This is a genomic window from Hyphobacterium sp., from assembly GCF_965228115.1.
Classification (GTDB): Bacteria; Pseudomonadota; Alphaproteobacteria; order Caulobacterales; family Maricaulaceae; genus Hyphobacterium.
Genome location: NZ_OZ245794.1, coordinates 302,859 through 317,462, shown reverse-complemented (window position 1 = coordinate 317,462; position 14,604 = coordinate 302,859). Strand labels below are relative to the sequence as shown.

The 14,604-nt window shown below is 57.2% G+C and carries 11 protein-coding genes and 1 pseudogene; 7 read left to right on the top strand and 5 right to left on the bottom strand.

What is annotated here, in order from left to right; translation table 11 throughout:
* Position 1: 1 nt before the first annotated feature.
* Both accC and aat read left to right on the top strand, forming a co-directional pair.
* Positions 2 to 1,351, top strand: a complete 1,350-nt coding sequence (gene accC, locus ACO079_RS02055; protein ID WP_421791436.1) for an acetyl-CoA carboxylase biotin carboxylase subunit — start codon at positions 2 to 4, stop codon at positions 1,349 to 1,351.
* A gap of 2 nt (positions 1,352 to 1,353) precedes the next feature.
* Positions 1,354 to 2,004 carry a leucyl/phenylalanyl-tRNA--protein transferase gene (gene aat, locus ACO079_RS02050; RefSeq protein WP_421791435.1) on the top strand — a complete coding sequence of 217 codons (651 nt, stop codon included), beginning with the start codon at positions 1,354 to 1,356 and terminating at the stop codon, positions 2,002 to 2,004.
* Here the strand turns inward: aat and ACO079_RS02045 are convergent.
* Together ACO079_RS02045 and ACO079_RS02040 are read right to left on the bottom strand one after the other, a co-directional pair.
* Positions 1,971 to 2,372, bottom strand: a complete 402-nt coding sequence (locus tag ACO079_RS02045; RefSeq protein WP_421791434.1) for a DUF2155 domain-containing protein — start codon at positions 2,370 to 2,372, stop codon at positions 1,971 to 1,973. The two genes, aat and ACO079_RS02045, sit on opposite strands and share 34 nt — an antisense overlap.
* A 41-nt stretch (positions 2,373 to 2,413) precedes the next feature.
* A complete protein-coding gene (locus ACO079_RS02040) occupies positions 2,414 to 2,818 on the bottom strand; it encodes an NADH:ubiquinone oxidoreductase subunit NDUFA12 (protein ID WP_421791433.1) in 405 nt (134 codons plus the stop codon).
* Positions 2,819 to 4,557: 1,739 nt separating this feature from the next.
* Between ACO079_RS02040 and ACO079_RS02035 the strand changes: the two are divergent.
* A pseudogene (locus ACO079_RS02035) lies at positions 4,558 to 5,274 on the top strand (TSCPD domain-containing protein); the annotation flags it as partial.
* Here the strand turns inward: ACO079_RS02035 and ACO079_RS02030 are convergent.
* Positions 5,271 to 7,175 carry a hypothetical protein gene (locus ACO079_RS02030; protein WP_421791432.1) on the bottom strand — a complete coding sequence of 635 codons (1,905 nt, stop codon included), beginning with the start codon at positions 7,173 to 7,175 and terminating at the stop codon, positions 5,271 to 5,273. The pseudogene ACO079_RS02035 and the gene ACO079_RS02030 overlap by 4 nt on opposite strands.
* Positions 7,176 to 7,300: 125 nt before the next feature.
* On the opposite strand from ACO079_RS02030, the gene ACO079_RS02025 reads away from it, so the two are divergent.
* Together ACO079_RS02025 and ACO079_RS02020 are read left to right on the top strand one after the other, a co-directional pair.
* Positions 7,301 to 7,786, top strand: a complete 486-nt coding sequence (locus ACO079_RS02025; protein ID WP_421791431.1) for a pentapeptide repeat-containing protein — start codon at positions 7,301 to 7,303, stop codon at positions 7,784 to 7,786.
* A 69-nt stretch (positions 7,787 to 7,855) separates the two neighbouring features.
* Complete coding sequence (locus ACO079_RS02020) at positions 7,856 to 9,217, top strand: pentapeptide repeat-containing protein (RefSeq protein WP_421791430.1); 1,362 nt, start codon at positions 7,856 to 7,858, stop codon at positions 9,215 to 9,217.
* Here the strand turns inward: ACO079_RS02020 and aspS are convergent, their stop codons facing one another.
* Positions 9,218 to 11,017: an aspartate--tRNA ligase gene (gene aspS / locus ACO079_RS02015; RefSeq protein WP_421791429.1), complete on the bottom strand. Its 1,800-nt coding sequence runs from the start codon at positions 11,015 to 11,017 to the stop codon at positions 9,218 to 9,220. It abuts the gene before it with no gap.
* Between the two features lie 190 nt (positions 11,018 to 11,207).
* Between aspS and ACO079_RS02010 the strand changes: the two genes are divergently transcribed.
* Both ACO079_RS02010 and ACO079_RS02005 read left to right on the top strand, forming a co-directional pair.
* A complete protein-coding gene (locus tag ACO079_RS02010; RefSeq protein WP_421791428.1) occupies positions 11,208 to 11,624 on the top strand; it encodes a response regulator in 417 nt (138 codons plus the stop codon).
* Positions 11,599 to 13,827 carry a PAS domain-containing sensor histidine kinase gene (locus tag ACO079_RS02005; protein WP_421791427.1) on the top strand — a complete coding sequence of 743 codons (2,229 nt, stop codon included), beginning with the start codon at positions 11,599 to 11,601 and terminating at the stop codon, positions 13,825 to 13,827. Before ACO079_RS02010 ends, ACO079_RS02005 begins: the two co-directional genes overlap by 26 nt.
* Here the strand turns inward: ACO079_RS02005 and ACO079_RS02000 are convergent.
* The gene (locus tag ACO079_RS02000; protein ID WP_421791426.1) at positions 13,824 to 14,558 is read right to left on the bottom strand and encodes a response regulator; all 735 of its coding nucleotides are present in this window, start codon (positions 14,556 to 14,558) and stop codon (positions 13,824 to 13,826) included. The genes ACO079_RS02005 and ACO079_RS02000 overlap by 4 nt on opposite strands.
* Between the last annotated feature and the right edge of the window lie 46 nt (positions 14,559 to 14,604).

The window sequence follows — 14,604 nt, the reverse complement described above, 5'->3', positions numbered from 1 at the left end:
GATGTTTGAAAAAATCCTCATCGCCAATCGCGGCGAAATTGCCCTTCGGGTGCACCGTGCCTGCCGGGAAATGGGCATCAAAACGGTCGCCATTCATTCCGAAGCCGACCGCGACGCCATGCATGTGAAGCTTGCCGATGAGAGCGTGTGCGTAGGCCCCAATCCGGCCAATCAATCCTATCTGAAAATTCCGCAGATCATCGCGGCGTGCGAAATCACCGGCGCTCAGGCCGTTCACCCTGGTTACGGCTTCCTGTCGGAAAATGCGCGTTTTGCCGAGATCGTCGAAGCGCACGATCTGGTCTTTATCGGCCCGACGGCCGAACACATTCGCCTGATGGGCGATAAAATCACCGCCAAACAGGCCGTGAAAGATGCCGGAATTCCGGTGGTTCCGGGCTCGGATGGTGGAATTTCTGACATCGAAGACGCCAAGAAGATCGCCGATGAAATTGGCTATCCCGTTCTGGTGAAGGCAGCCTCTGGCGGGGGTGGCCGCGGCATGAAGGTCGCTGAAACGGCAGCTGACTTCCGCGAAGCGGTTGAGACCGCCTCGCGCGAAGCGGAAGCCGCTTTTGGCGATGGCGCGGTCTATCTGGAAAAATATCTCGGGCAGCCACGCCATATCGAAATCCAGGTGCTGGCCGATACGCATGGCAATGTGGTGCATCTGGGCGAGCGCGATTGTTCTTTGCAGCGACGGCACCAGAAAGTGCTGGAAGAAGCCCCCTCGCCCGCGCTGACGCCTGACGAGCGCGAACGTATTGGTGAAATCACCCGTCAGGCGGTCGCCGCCATTGGCTATCGCGGCGCCGGGACGGTTGAATATCTCTACGAGAATGGCGAGTTCTACTTCATCGAGATGAATACCCGCCTGCAGGTGGAACACCCCGTCACCGAAGCCATCACAGGGCTCGATCTGGTACGCGAACAGATTCGCATCGCGGCGGGTGAAAAGCTGGGCTACAGCCAGAAAGACATCGAGTTTGAAGGCTGGGCGATTGAGTGCCGCATCAATGCGGAAGACCCGCAAACCTTCGCGCCCTCACCCGGCAAGGTCACGGAATTTCATGCGCCCGGCGGTCTCGGCGTGCGGCTGGATAGCGGGCTTTATTCCGGGTATTCGATCCCGCCTTATTACGACAGCCTGATCGGCAAGCTGATCGTTTCCGGAAAGACGCGTGAAGAGACGCTTTTGCGCCTGAAACGCTCCCTGGAAGAGATGGTGGTGGGCGGTATCAAGACGACGATCCCGCTGCACCTGGCCTTGCTAGAGGAAGAAGACTTTCGCTCCGGCGATTATCATATCCGCTGGCTAGAAAGCTGGCTGGCCGAACGCCAGAAAGATTAGCCGTGCCGGGCTTTGGGCCGGCCGATCTGCTCGATTGCTATCGCCAGGGCGTGTTCCCGATGGCGGACTCGGCCGATGATCCACGGATTTTCCTCGTCGATCCACCTGAGCGCGCGAACATCCCGCTGGGCCGTTTTCACATCCCCAAACGCCTGAGACGCACCGTCCGTCAGGACAAGTTTCAAATCACCATCAATCGCGATTTCGACGTAGTGCTAGATATCTGCGCAGAACCGGCCCCTGATCGCGACAACACCTGGATCAACCGTCCCATCAAATGGCTCTATACCGACCTGCACCATCAAGGCTTTGTCCACAGTGTGGAATGCTGGAAAGACGAACAGCTTGTCGGTGGCCTGTATGGCGTCGCGCTTGGCGGGGCGTTCTTTGGCGAAAGCATGTTCTCGCGCGCAACGGATGCGTCAAAAGTCGCGTTGGTGCATCTGGTGGCACGACTGAAAGCGGGGGGCTACACCCTGCTGGATGCGCAATTCATGACCGGGCATTTGCGTCAGTTCGGGACCGAAGAAATTTCCGCAGAGATCTATCGACAGCGCTTGGACGCGGCTTTGAAGACCGATGCTGATTTTTTCAGAATGCCGGAAAATGCAAGCGGGGCTTATGCCCTGCAGTCAATTGGCCAAACATCATAGACCGGGTGCTCAAGCGGATTGAGCGCCGGGTTTGAGGCCATCATCCAGCCGGAAAAAATGCGTTCACCGCCCTCTTCCACCATGCTGCCATCTTCGAGCCGGCGCTCGAATATCTCCACGAAGACAAAAGTTTCCGGGGTTTCTTCCGGCGGGCGGCGGCGGCAATAGCGCGGCAGTATGGTGAGCGAACCAAAGGCGTGTTCCTCGCCAATGCGTATCTCGAAGTCCTCGGTCCGTGCGGTCACCTTGTCGAGCCCGCGCATCACCAGAACATTACCAGGCAGGCTGGTCAGCTCATCCTGTGCCAGGGCGGGAGCACCCAGCCCGGCCAGACAAAAAAACAGGCAAAGACGTTGAATCAGTTTCATGACTTCATGTTGCCGTGTTCGAAGCGCAGCGTCGAGCACGCTCACCCTTCAGGCGACCAGCTTTCATAATCGCCGCTATTGGCCTGGCGCTCACCGCCCCGCGATAGCGAGCCCGATGGCTTGTAGGCGTGCAGCGTGCCGGTGAGATTGGGCTCATGCCCTTTTTCCCAGGCATGGGAGGCTTCATTGTCCTGGGGCGGGTCTTCATAGGTATGGTGCAACCAACCATGCCAACTCATCGGAACGCGGCTGGCGTCCGCATAGCCATTATAGACCACATAGCGGCGTACGCGGCCATCGGAGCCGGTCGCCTTTTTCTCTTCAAAATATTTGTTGCCGAATTCGTCTTCGCCCACCTGCTTTGCGCCCTTCATGGCGAGGGTCAGATACGTGCCGGGGGTGGCGTCATTCCACCAGGCGAAGAATTTCCCAATCAGGCCAAGCATGGGCGCGCTCCCAAAGGATCAGACTCGCGGCGGAATATGCCTTTCCACATGCCATCGGTCCAGAGGGCTTGGCGCGCATTGGGCAGTTGTTGTCACCCGCGTATGATTTGCGATCACGGAAGTGATTCTTTTTCGGTGGAGCGCGCATGGCCAGACCCTCACCCCCGGTATATGCAACATTCGAGATCGCTGACCCCGACGGTGGGTCAGGCGATTCCATTCGAGCACCCGAAGGTTGGTCAGCAAGCGCGGCGGCGGCCCTCGCAGACTTGTGCAACACACCCCGGCCTGTCGAAACCCGGCCCAAGCCCGGAAGCCGGGGGCCAGCTGAGTTCCGTCCTCATATCGCGGCCGGAGACGAACGCCAGCCGGAACGCGATGCCGAGAAAATCATCCGGCGCGTCGCCTTGCATTTTTCCCGGAAAACGAAAAATGCGGATCAGCTCGATGCGTTATCAGGCGATCTGCTCGCCCGCCGGGTCGTCCCGGCCGCCTGGATCTGGCAGGAGGGCGGCGTGGACCTGTTTTACGGGGTCACACCGGCGCCATCGCGCGACAAGCACGCAATTCCTGTGATTGACTCCGACGGCGCTGAGGCGCGCACGCTGGCGGCCGATCTCAATCAGACGCGGCTTCAGGCGGCCATCAATGATGTTGGTGCCCGCGTTCTGCAGGATCGGCTGAAGGCGATTGGCGATGCCGTGGCACAATGTGCCGGCGAGGTCGAAGATTGCCTGAACCCGGAGCACAATCCCGCGCTTAGAAAAGCGCTTCAGGCGGCGCGGCGCGATGGAGCGCCAGATGACGCGATCGAGCATGCGCTGGCTCTGGCGCAACAGGGAGAGTTTGACGAACCGGAATTGGGTGTTTCGCCTCCACAGCTCCCGGAGGTGCCCGCGCTCAGCATCGACGATACGCTTCTTAATGCTGAAGCGGCAGATGCAATGTGGACGTTCAAGGACGGCAGCCAAACCGCTGCCCGCGATTGGTGGCAGGGGGTTTCCCGTTCGATCTGGAGCTTTGGCGCACCCGATTTACGGTTTTCCGCCGCACGAGCCTGCCCGGAACCGGTGGTCCATATCAATCTGCCGGCTTTCGATGGTGATTTAGGCGCGCTTGGCGAGGTTATTTCTCGCTGGAAAGACGCCATGACCAGCCGGGTCAGGAAATCCGAACCTGCGGGCACAATTTCACTGACCGGCTTTGCTGCGCTCTTTGCCCACAAAGCGATCGCTTATGACAGCGATGAAGCCCGATCACTGGCGTCGAACATCGCCAAGACTGCAATGGAAGCCGCAGGGGATCGGATCGTCGTTGCGGCGCTTGAACCGGAAAGCATTATCGCTCGCTTGATGGAGGCGGATTCGCTTGGAATTGCGCCGATCAATGACGTGCTTGTGCAAACAGCGAACGGGCGCGAAATGCGGCCTTGCGTCATTGCGGGACTGAAGACACTTGGCCTCGGCATGGCCGACAAGGGCGCTATGACAGCCTTTGCAGGGCCGTCGCCGGAGGCTGTCATCAGTCTCTCCGGAACGCTCGAGGACCGGTTGTCAGGTCCGGCTCCCGCCGTGCTGGCGCTGCCGGCAGATGCCGGTCCCGATCAGGTCGCGCGTTTAATGCGGCAGGCAGGCAAAGCGGCCCTGTCGGATGTCCGTATCGAACGGAATGGCAGCGGACTTACAGCTTTGCTGGACGATATCCATGAGGACCTCGAACCGGGCGAGGAACGGATCGTCGAAAAATTAGTCGAGAAAATTATTGAGAAACCGATCGCCCGGCGCAAAATGCCGGATCGGCGCAAGGGCTATATCCAGAAAGCCACGGTCGGTGGTCACAAGATTTATCTTCACACCGGTGAGTTTGATAATGGCGAGCTGGGCGAGATATTCCTCGACATGCACAAGGAAGGCGCGGCCTTCCGCTCATTGATGAATAATTTCGCGATTGCGATCTCGATTGCCCTGCAATACGGCGTGCCTCTCGAAGAATTCGTTGATGCGTTCGTCTACACCCGTTTTGAACCAGCGGGCGATGTGACAGGCAATGACTCGATCCGTCATGCCACCTCAATCCTTGATTATCTGTTCCGCGAGCTGGCGGTTTCCTATCTCGGGCGGACCGATTTGGCGGAAGTTGAACCGGACACCAGCGGCGGGATCGGGCGCGGCGTCGAGCAGGAAAAAATTCTCCAGGAAGACGCTTCCCGCTATATTTCCAAAGGCTTCTCGCGGGGGCAACTGCCGGACAATGTCGTCATGCTGACGGCAGATATGCGCAAGGCAAAGTCAGAAGCGCGCGAAGCCGATGAATTGGACGGGCTCGAAAGCCCGGCACCTGAAATCTATGACGGTGATCCCTGTAGCGAATGCGGCCATTTCACGGTGGCCCGCCTTCAGGACGGCACTCTGGAATGTCAGGCCTGTGGCTGGCGGCAGGAAGAAGCCCAAGGCTAGTTTTCAGTCACTGCCTCAGGCACGTCAGCTTGCATCAACGGATAGCCCAGATCTCCGGGTGGCGGCCAGGGCAGAACCGCCTGATCCAGTCGTGATGTGAAATTGGGCACCGCTTCCAGATCAAACGGCGCACCACACATGCACGCGGGGAAAATCGACATCAGCTCGATAAAGCCATAGGGCCGCGCATCGATTGCGGTTGCGAGCCGGTTGGCTTCCTCCCGGTCACCCAGCCAGGCCCGAAGCATCAGGTTGAACCAATCAATATCCTCGGAAATATAGGGCTCAATGAATTCCCGTGCCGCCGCCTCGTCGCCGCGCATGGCTGCCATCTGAATTTGCTCCAACCCCCATTCGGGCTGGATCATTGCTTCAGCTTCTTCAAGCCGGCGAAGCCCCAGCAAGGCATTATATCGCAGCGTTTCATACTCGAAGGTCATGTCCCGGCGGCGCAATTCTTCTGAATATGCCAGCGCCTCCTCATATTCCCCGCGGATAAGCAGAATGCTGCCGAAGTAGGATTGGATTGTTGAATTCAATGGGTCGCAGGCTACGAGACGCTCAAGATAATCGCGCCGCATGTCGAGCTCTTCATAGAGCAAAAGAAAATCCTGAAGCCAGTTGTCATTGGCACACTCGTCATTGGTCAGCGCATCGCGCATCACGGCCCTGGCATTCGTCCAATCGTCGGAGAACATGATCTGGTTGGCCTGGACCACGGCTCTGCGGGCCGGAGTGTCTGCAGTCTCAAGCGCATCCGCTAGAAGGTCCGCCTGTGCGGTGCGCGCAATCTCCAGAAGCTCGGTATTTTCTGCGTTTTCGGGGTTGGTCAATTGGTGGGCATACCAGTCGCTGCGCATCAAATAGGCTTCTGAATAATCCGGCGCTTCGCCAATGGCTTGTGCGAAAATCGGATCGGCCAGCTCGAGAATGGCGTCGCCTTCATCGGTATGGCCGCGATGCCATAACTCCATCGCCTGCTGGAAGGCGATGAACGCTTCAATGTCCCGCGTTCCCGAATTGGCCATCTGGCGACGGTTTTCCTCGCTCAGCACGACCTCCAGCACTCTTGCGACATTGCTGGCGATATCTTCCTGGATTTCAAAAACATTCTCGAGGGACCGGTCATAGGTCTGCGACCAGAGATGGGAATCATCTTCGGCCCGAATGAGCTGTGCCGTGATCCGCACCTGATCCCCGGAGCGCCGGACGGAGCCTTCAAGGATATGCGCTACGCCCAGGCTGGCTGCGATTTCAGGGATCGGCGGAAGGTCCTGTCCTCTAAACTGAAACGCAGAGGTTCGTGACGTCACGAGAAGGTCCGGCACCATCGCAAGAGAGTTCAGGATTTCCTCTGTCAGCCCATCGGCAAAATAGACATCGTTTTCTTCCGCACTCATCATCAGGAAGGGCAAAACGGCAACCGAAAGCTCCGGGGCGTTGGCGATTGCGTTCGTCTGTGCCGCCTGGCGGGAGGCTTCCTGTTCGGCCTCACCGGGCGTAACAATGTTCACCTCGTTTGAGGCCTGTAGCGGCGCCACGCCGGTCGTGATTGTCCGATTAATCTGCTGCCAGGCGATAAGGCTGGCGAATACTAGGATGGCGCCGATCACCAGATAATCAATCAGGCGCGGCGGCCGCCGGAATTCCGAGTTTTCCTCGTCCGCGCTTGGGGTCGCTTTGATACCCGCTGGCGTAATCTCGAACGCCCAGGCTGCGAACACGACGGCCGGAAACATCATGACCAGCACAATCAGGGCTACACTGTCGGACCAGGCGGGCAGACCGGCGGCTTCTTCGACGCCCGCCACGACTTCAAAGCCCAGCCACGCGATGGCGAGGTAGCCTGCGACAACGCGGAAGACTTTCCGGCGCCGGAGTTCATAAAAGAAACTGGTCATGCATCCCCCTCACCCGCAGATGGCACGGATTAAGAAATAACTCAATGAAATCCGCTATAAGCTTGCCAGAAGAAAACGGCCCCGCGCTTGCAACCGGTAGGGGAAGTTTGATGGAGCGAACCGAAATGAAACGCCCTGCCCTGATTTTTGCCTTGCTTGCGAGCCTGACAGCCAGCGCTGCGGCCCAGAATTCCGGCTCGATATCCAGGGTTCAGTCCGGCGCGTCCTGTTCGGGCTGCAACCTGTTCCAGGCCGATCTGTCCTATCGCGACATGCCACGGGTCAATCTCTCGGGGTCGCGGCTACGCCAGGCCAATCTGAGCCTTGCAACGATGAATGGCGCGAATTTCGGCGGCGCAGATCTGTCAACGGCCAACCTGTTTGGCGGTCGCTTCACCGGCGCCAGCTTCGTGCAAAGCAATCTTCAGAATGCCAACCTGGTAGGTGCGTATTTTGGCAGTGCTGATTTCAGTGGAGCGAACCTGTCCGGCGCCATTCTATCCGGAGCCGAGATGGAGCGCGTCCGGGGCTTGACGCAACGGCAACTGGATGCGGCCTGTGGCGATAGCCAGACACGCCTGCCCTATGGCTTGCGCATCCCGGTCTGTTAGGCGCGGAATACCGGCCGGTTACAGCGATTTAAGCTGAAACGATTGGCGAAAACGGGTAATCCTGCCGCCGTGAAACCGACGATATTCCATATTCTTGTTGCCATGCTGGTGCTTTGGCCTGGTGCGGCCCAGGCTGGCGATCAACATCCGCATCGGACAATCACCATTTCCGGTCATTGCCATAGCTGTGATCTGGCGCGCGAAAACCTGTATGGCGCAGAGATCATGGGCGCGGTTTTTATCGATGCCAGCCTGAATAGCACCAACCTCAATCGGTCCACAGTTGTCGAGTCGCGCTTTATTGGCAGCGATTTGAACGACACTGACTTCAGCCATGCCAGATTGTCGGGAGTGCTGTTCCAGGAGTCTTCGCTCCACGATGTTATTTTGAGCCACGCCCATGGCGAGCGTCTGCGGTTTGATGGATCGGAGTTAGCAGGAGCGGAGATCGATGGCGCGCTTCTGGTGCTGGCCAATTTCATGTCGGCTGATCTCACCGGCGCCAACTTTACGGGCAGCCGGCTTTTCCATGCGCGGTTCGACGGGGCCCGCCTTGATCAGGCTGATTTTACTCGCACGCGAATGCCCAGAGCCGTGCTGCGCGGTGTAACCGGCCACAATATCAGCTTCGTTGAGGTTGATCTTCGCGGGGCCGACCTGACCGGCGCACAAATTGAAGGCGGCGATTTCACGGGCGCCATGCTGCAAGGGGCCAAACTGGCCAATATCATTTTGATTGATCCGATCGGCCTGTCCCCCGACATGCTGTATGGGGCCTGCCGCACGGCGGAGAGCCAATTGCCGGAAGGTTTCGACCTGATGGATTGCAGCGAACGTAGCGCCCGTCAGGAAACCCGCCCGCGGCCACGGCCCTCGCCGGGCTGGCGATTTACGATTACCGCCGATGGTATCGAACGCAATATAACCGCCGTTCCCGGTCGGGCCGAAGATCTGAGGCTGGATGTCATTCGTGCAGAACAAGCGCGTGCCGTTGCCGAATATGAAGCCATGCGCGGCGCACTGGCCGCAACGCGCGAAGCGGTTGCGGAGGCTCAGGCAGTTGCAGAGAATCTGGACGAAGAAATTCGCCGCGAGCTGGAAGCGGAAATCGCAGTTGGTATTGAGCGCTCGGAGCAAATGGAAGCAGAGCTCCGCGAACGCGAAGCTCTGCTGGTTGAAACGATTGAAAACAACGAAACAGTCCTTCGCCTGATCCGGCATTCTGGCGAGCGTTTGATTTATCGCGACAGCCGGAATGGCCCCGGCACCAATGCCAATATGCCATCCATTGTCGTAGATGGTCATCGCTACCGGCTTAATGGCCGCTATGAATGGGTAGTCGATATTCCGCTCAGCCCCGAGCAGGCAGAAGAGCTGGAACCCAAAGCGCCGGACGAGGCCGCAGTGCCCGGCCCGCCCGACGGTCCCTGATCAGGTCTTTTTCGCGTCCGGCACAACCACTCGCAGGCTGAGATCCCGAAGTTGTGCCGCATCGGCGGGCGCGGGTGAATTCATCAACAGATCTGCGGCTTGCTGGTTCATCGGGAAGAGGCTGACTTCGCGAAGGTTTTTCGCCCCAACCAACAACATGACGATGCGGTCAACGCCGGCTGCCATACCGCCGTGCGGCGGCGCGCCATATTGGAATGCCCGATAGAGCGCACCAAACCGTTCCTTCACCACGTCCGGTCCCAAGCCCGTGATGCCGAAGGCCTTGATCATGGTCTCCGGTTCATGGTTCCGGATCGAACCGGACGCAATCTCAAAGCCGTTACAGACCAGATCATATTGCTGGGCCTTCAGGGCCAGCAGCGCCTCGTCACCGGCTTTCTCGGCGGCTTCGAGGGCGGCCATACCGCCTTGCGGCATGGAGAAGGGGTTGTGTGAGAAATCGATCTTCTTGTTGTCTTCATCCCATTCATACATGGGAAAATCGACAATCCAGGCCAGGGCATACTGGTCTTCATCGATCAGGTTCAATTCAGAGCCGACACGGTCACGCGCCTTGCCCGCAAACGCCGCGAACTCGCCCGGCACACCGGCCACAAAGAAGACGGCGTCGCCATCGGCCAGATCGAGTTGAGCCCGCACAGAAGCGGTCCGGTCTTCGCCAATATTCTTGGCAATCGGCCCTGCCCCCTCACCGTCGCGGAAGAAGATATAGCCGAGGCCCGGCTGACCTTCTTTTTGTGCCCAGGAGTTCATCCGGTCACAAAAAGCTCGCGATCCACCGGTCGGAGCCGGGATCGCCCAGACGCGGACTTTCGGGTTCTTTTCGATCATGCCCGCAAAAATTTTGAAGCCGGAACCCGCAAAGTGCTCGGTGACATCCTGCATTTCGATCGGATTGCGAAGATCTGGCTTGTCGGTGCCGTATTTAGCCAACGCCTCGTCATACGGGATACGCGGGAAGGAATCGGTGACCCGCTTGCCTTCCGCAAAGTCAGCAAAGACCTCGCGGATGACGGGCTCCATGGTGGTGAAGACGTCTTCTTCTTCCACGAAGCTCATTTCCACGTCCAGCTGATAGAACTCACCCGGCAGGCGGTCAGCGCGCGGATCTTCATCCCGGAAGCAAGGCGCAATCTGGAAATAGCGGTCGAAGCCGGAGACCATGATCAGCTGTTTGTATTGCTGGGGGGCCTGCGGCAGGGCGTAAAACTGGCCCGGATGCAAACGCGACGGCACGAGAAAATCGCGCGCGCCTTCCGGCGAAGATGCCGTCAGAATAGGCGTGGCAAACTCGAAGAATCCGGCTGCCGACATTTTGTCGCGCATGGCACGGACCACCTCGACGCGGCGCATGATGTTGGCGTGCAGCGTCTCACGGCGCAGATCGAGGAAGCGGTGCTTTAACCGCACTTCTTCAGACCATTCCGGCTCGCCAAACACCGGCATGGGCAATTCTTCTGCTGCAGACTGAACAATCAGGTCTTCAACACGCAGTTCGATCTCACCGGTTGGAAGGTTCGGGTTCACCGTTTCTTCTGACCGGCCAACAACCTTGCCCGTGATCGTGATCACGCTTTCAACCCGCGCGCGCTCCAGGGCATTAAAGTGCGGACTTTCCGGCTCCAGCACGCATTGGGTCAAGCCATAGTGATCACGCAAATCCACAAAAAGCAAACCACCATGATCGCGCTTGCGGTGGATCCAGCCCGAGATGCGGGCTGTTGAGTCAACATCGCTGGCGCGGAGCTGACCACAGGTGTGAGTGCGATAGGCATGCATGGCGGAAATCCGTTGTGAAAAGCGCTTTGAAGCAAGTCGGCGGGACATGGCGGAGACTAGGGCTGATTGTCAAGAATACGGGTGTTTTTACCGCCGGTTTACGCCTGATCTGTTAGGCGCATTTTCCAAACCAGAGTAGGCTTTTCGCGAATCAAAATGATCGATAGCCCGGCACACTTGGGAGCACGTGATGAAAGTCCTGATAGTTGACGATGATGATGGCGATGTCATGGTCATGGAGACCTGCCTGCATAGCAATGACAACCATCTCGAAATTCTGCGTGCCTACGATGGTGGTGATGCGATCGCTATCCTGAAAAATGAGTCCGAGCCGCCGGATTTAATACTTCTGGATCTGAACATGCCGGGCATTGATGGTCACGCGGCGCTCGAAGAAATCCGGAAGATGCCCAGGCACAATTCGACCCCGATTGTAATTTTCACAACATCCGCAGCCCGTCGCGATATTGTACGTGCCTACGAAAACCGGGCGAATGCGTTTGTCCAGAAACCCGGTAATTTAAGCGAGTTTCGTTCTACGATGGATCACATAAAATCCTTCTGGCTCAAAACGGTGAAAAATGTTCACCGTCACGCACATGGATGAAAGCCAGGATGAACATGCGCGAATCCTCCGCCTAACCGAAGCCTATGGCAAAGTTGGCTATTGGCAGGTCGATCTGGAAAATGAGTCTGTCTTCTGGTCGCAAGAGGTGTTCGACATTCACGGCGTCCCGCCAGAACAAGGCGCGCCAGCGTTAGCCGATGCCATCAATTTTTACCACCCTGACGATGTGGCAATGGTCCAGCAGGCCGTTGACGCGGCTGCTGAAAACGGCACGCCCTTTCAATTTTATGGTGCTCGAATTCAGAGACCGGATGGCTCGTGCCGCCGCATTTTTTCAAGAGGCGAGGTTTCACTTGGCGGTAACGGGCAGCCTATCCGGATCGCGGGAATATTCCGGGACGTAACCGAAGAAATCGAGAAAGCCGAGGCCGCGCAGATGGCCAAGTCACGGTTGGATTTGCTGGTCAATTCCGGCGTCGGCATTTGGGAATGGGATCTTGTGAATGATCGCGTTCTCGTCTCGATCAAACTGGCCGAACTCATGGGCTTGCCGGCACAGGAAATTACGCTTTCGCTGGATGAATTCATGTCTGGAATGCCGGAAGAAGATCAGCGCCTCGTGCGTAAGCGCCTGGATACCCATTTGCAGCAAGGCCAGCCCTATCTGGCTGAACATCGTGCAACCGCACGGGATCGAGGAACGATCTGGCTTCGTTCTCGCGCGCAGGCGGAATTTGATTCTGACGGCAAACCGATCCGGATGGTAGGATGGTCGGAAGACATCACAGAACTTCGCAGATCGGAGTCGGAAAGCCGGACCATCTTCGATTCTGTTCCCTCGATGATCTGGCTCAAGGATGATCAGAACAGGATTTTACGCCTTAACAAGCGGGCCGCCGAATCAATGGGCGGCGCTGTGGAGGATTTCGAAGGCGCTGATACGTATGATTTGTTTGGCGAAATGGCCAAAAAATATCATGAAGATGATCTGGAAGTCATCGAGAATGGATCTCCGATAACCGGCACTGTTGAGCGCTATATGCCGGAGGGGAAAGACGCCGGCTGGGTCTATACCGACAAAATTCCTCTTAGCAGCAATGGCGAAACACTGGATCAAATTCTGGTGGTTTCGACGGATATCACGGCGCTTAAAAACGCTGAAGAAGCCTTGCGCGAGAGCGATGGACGGTTTCAGCTGGCCGCAAGCGGCGCATCCGTCGGAATTTGGGACTGGATCGACACAAACGGCGACGAAGAAATCTGGTCAGATATTTTCTATCAATTGATTGGCTATACACGTGACGAGCTGCCAGCAAGCCTGACTGCATTTTCTGATCTGCTGCACCCCGAGGATACCAAAGCGACGTTTGCCGCGGTTGATGCGCATCTAACAAAGAGGGAGCCGTTTCAGGTCGAGTACCGGCTCAAACACAAGACCGACGGATATCGCTGGTTTCTGGGGACCGGACAGGCGTCATTTGATGCTGAGGGAAATCCGCTCCGAATGGTCGGCTCGATCCAGGATGTTCACGACCAGAAACTCACATCCGCAAAGCTGGTGGAGTCCAACCGCGAACTTGAACGGTTCGCTTATATCGCTTCACATGACCTCCAGGAGCCGCTGCGCAAGATCAACCAATTCTCGGCCCTGCTGGAAAGTGAATACGCCGACGAACTCGACGGAAGTGGTCAAATTTATTTGCGTTTCCTGATGGATGCTTCCGAGCGGATGCAACAACAGATCAAAGATCTGCTTGAATACTCCCGAGCCGGGCGCGCGGCCGTTTCAAGACAGGGCGTTGATGTCGAGGCCGTTGCCCAGCGGGTGTGGGATGATCATTCGGAAACGCTTTCAGGGCTGGATGCCCAACTCGTCATTCAGGAGGGTGCCGAAATCTTTGCCGACGAGCAGCTGGTTCACCGACTGCTTTTCAATCTGATCGGGAATTCGATAAAGTACCGATCGGCTGACCGTCCGCTTATTGTCACAGTTGGCGTTGTTTCTCAGAATGGTGAGGATCGTCTCAGCGTTTCGGATAACGGCATTGGTTTTGACACCCGGCATGCCACTGAAATATTCAAAATTTTCAGCCGTCTGCATCGCAAGGAAGAGTACCCGGGGACGGGCCTTGGATTGGCTCTATGCGAACGCGTGATGCAGCTTCATGAGGGCGAAATTACTGCCGCGGCAACACCTGGCGAAGGTGCGGTTTTCACCGCGAATTTCCCAAAGGCCGCCTAGCTGGCGGTTTGAAGCCTGTGCCGCAGGACGACGACGAAGAGGTCACCGTTCAAGGACGGGTGAGATACCTCTGAGAGGCGCGCCTCGTGTATCAATTCCAACCCATTTTGTTGAAACGGCAGATCGAGCCGCGACACCATCGAGCGCCCGTGCTGGAAAACGTTCGTCCAATCAAAATTCGGGTTTTCTGCTACGAGACTTTCGCCAGCATCATTCGCCCAATATATCTCACCGGCTGAGTCCAGTACAACGACTGCATCCCGCATAGCATTCAATAAAAATTTAAAGCTGTCATTTGCCGCCGGGATTTCGTCCGGCATTCCGACAGACGATAGGGTAAAAACCGAACCTATTGCGTCATCAAAGGCTATGGGCGAAATCTCATTCTTGCAGATGTAGCGGAAGTTACCGCTTTTCCGGAGCGTGTCGTCGATGGCATCAGCCGCCAGTCCCGTCACAAAAATGATCGGCGCGGATGTGCATCGCCGTATCGCTACGACATCAAACCGCAGAACTGCCGCGTCCGGCAAATTTACGTCCAGAAGGATCAAATCGACCCGGTTCTCCCGAAGGAATCTCAGCGCCTCTCCTATACGGTCGACATGGGTCAATTGCCCGATTTCGACACAACTGTTTGTGAGGGCTTTCCGGACGAGCAACGCATCGCCGTGATCATCTTCGATGTGAAGAATTGTTAAAGGCTTTGATGCTAGTTTCTCAGCTGTAGGCATGGTGCCTCCCAGTCAAAACCCTCCTTAGATTCGTCAATCAATTCAA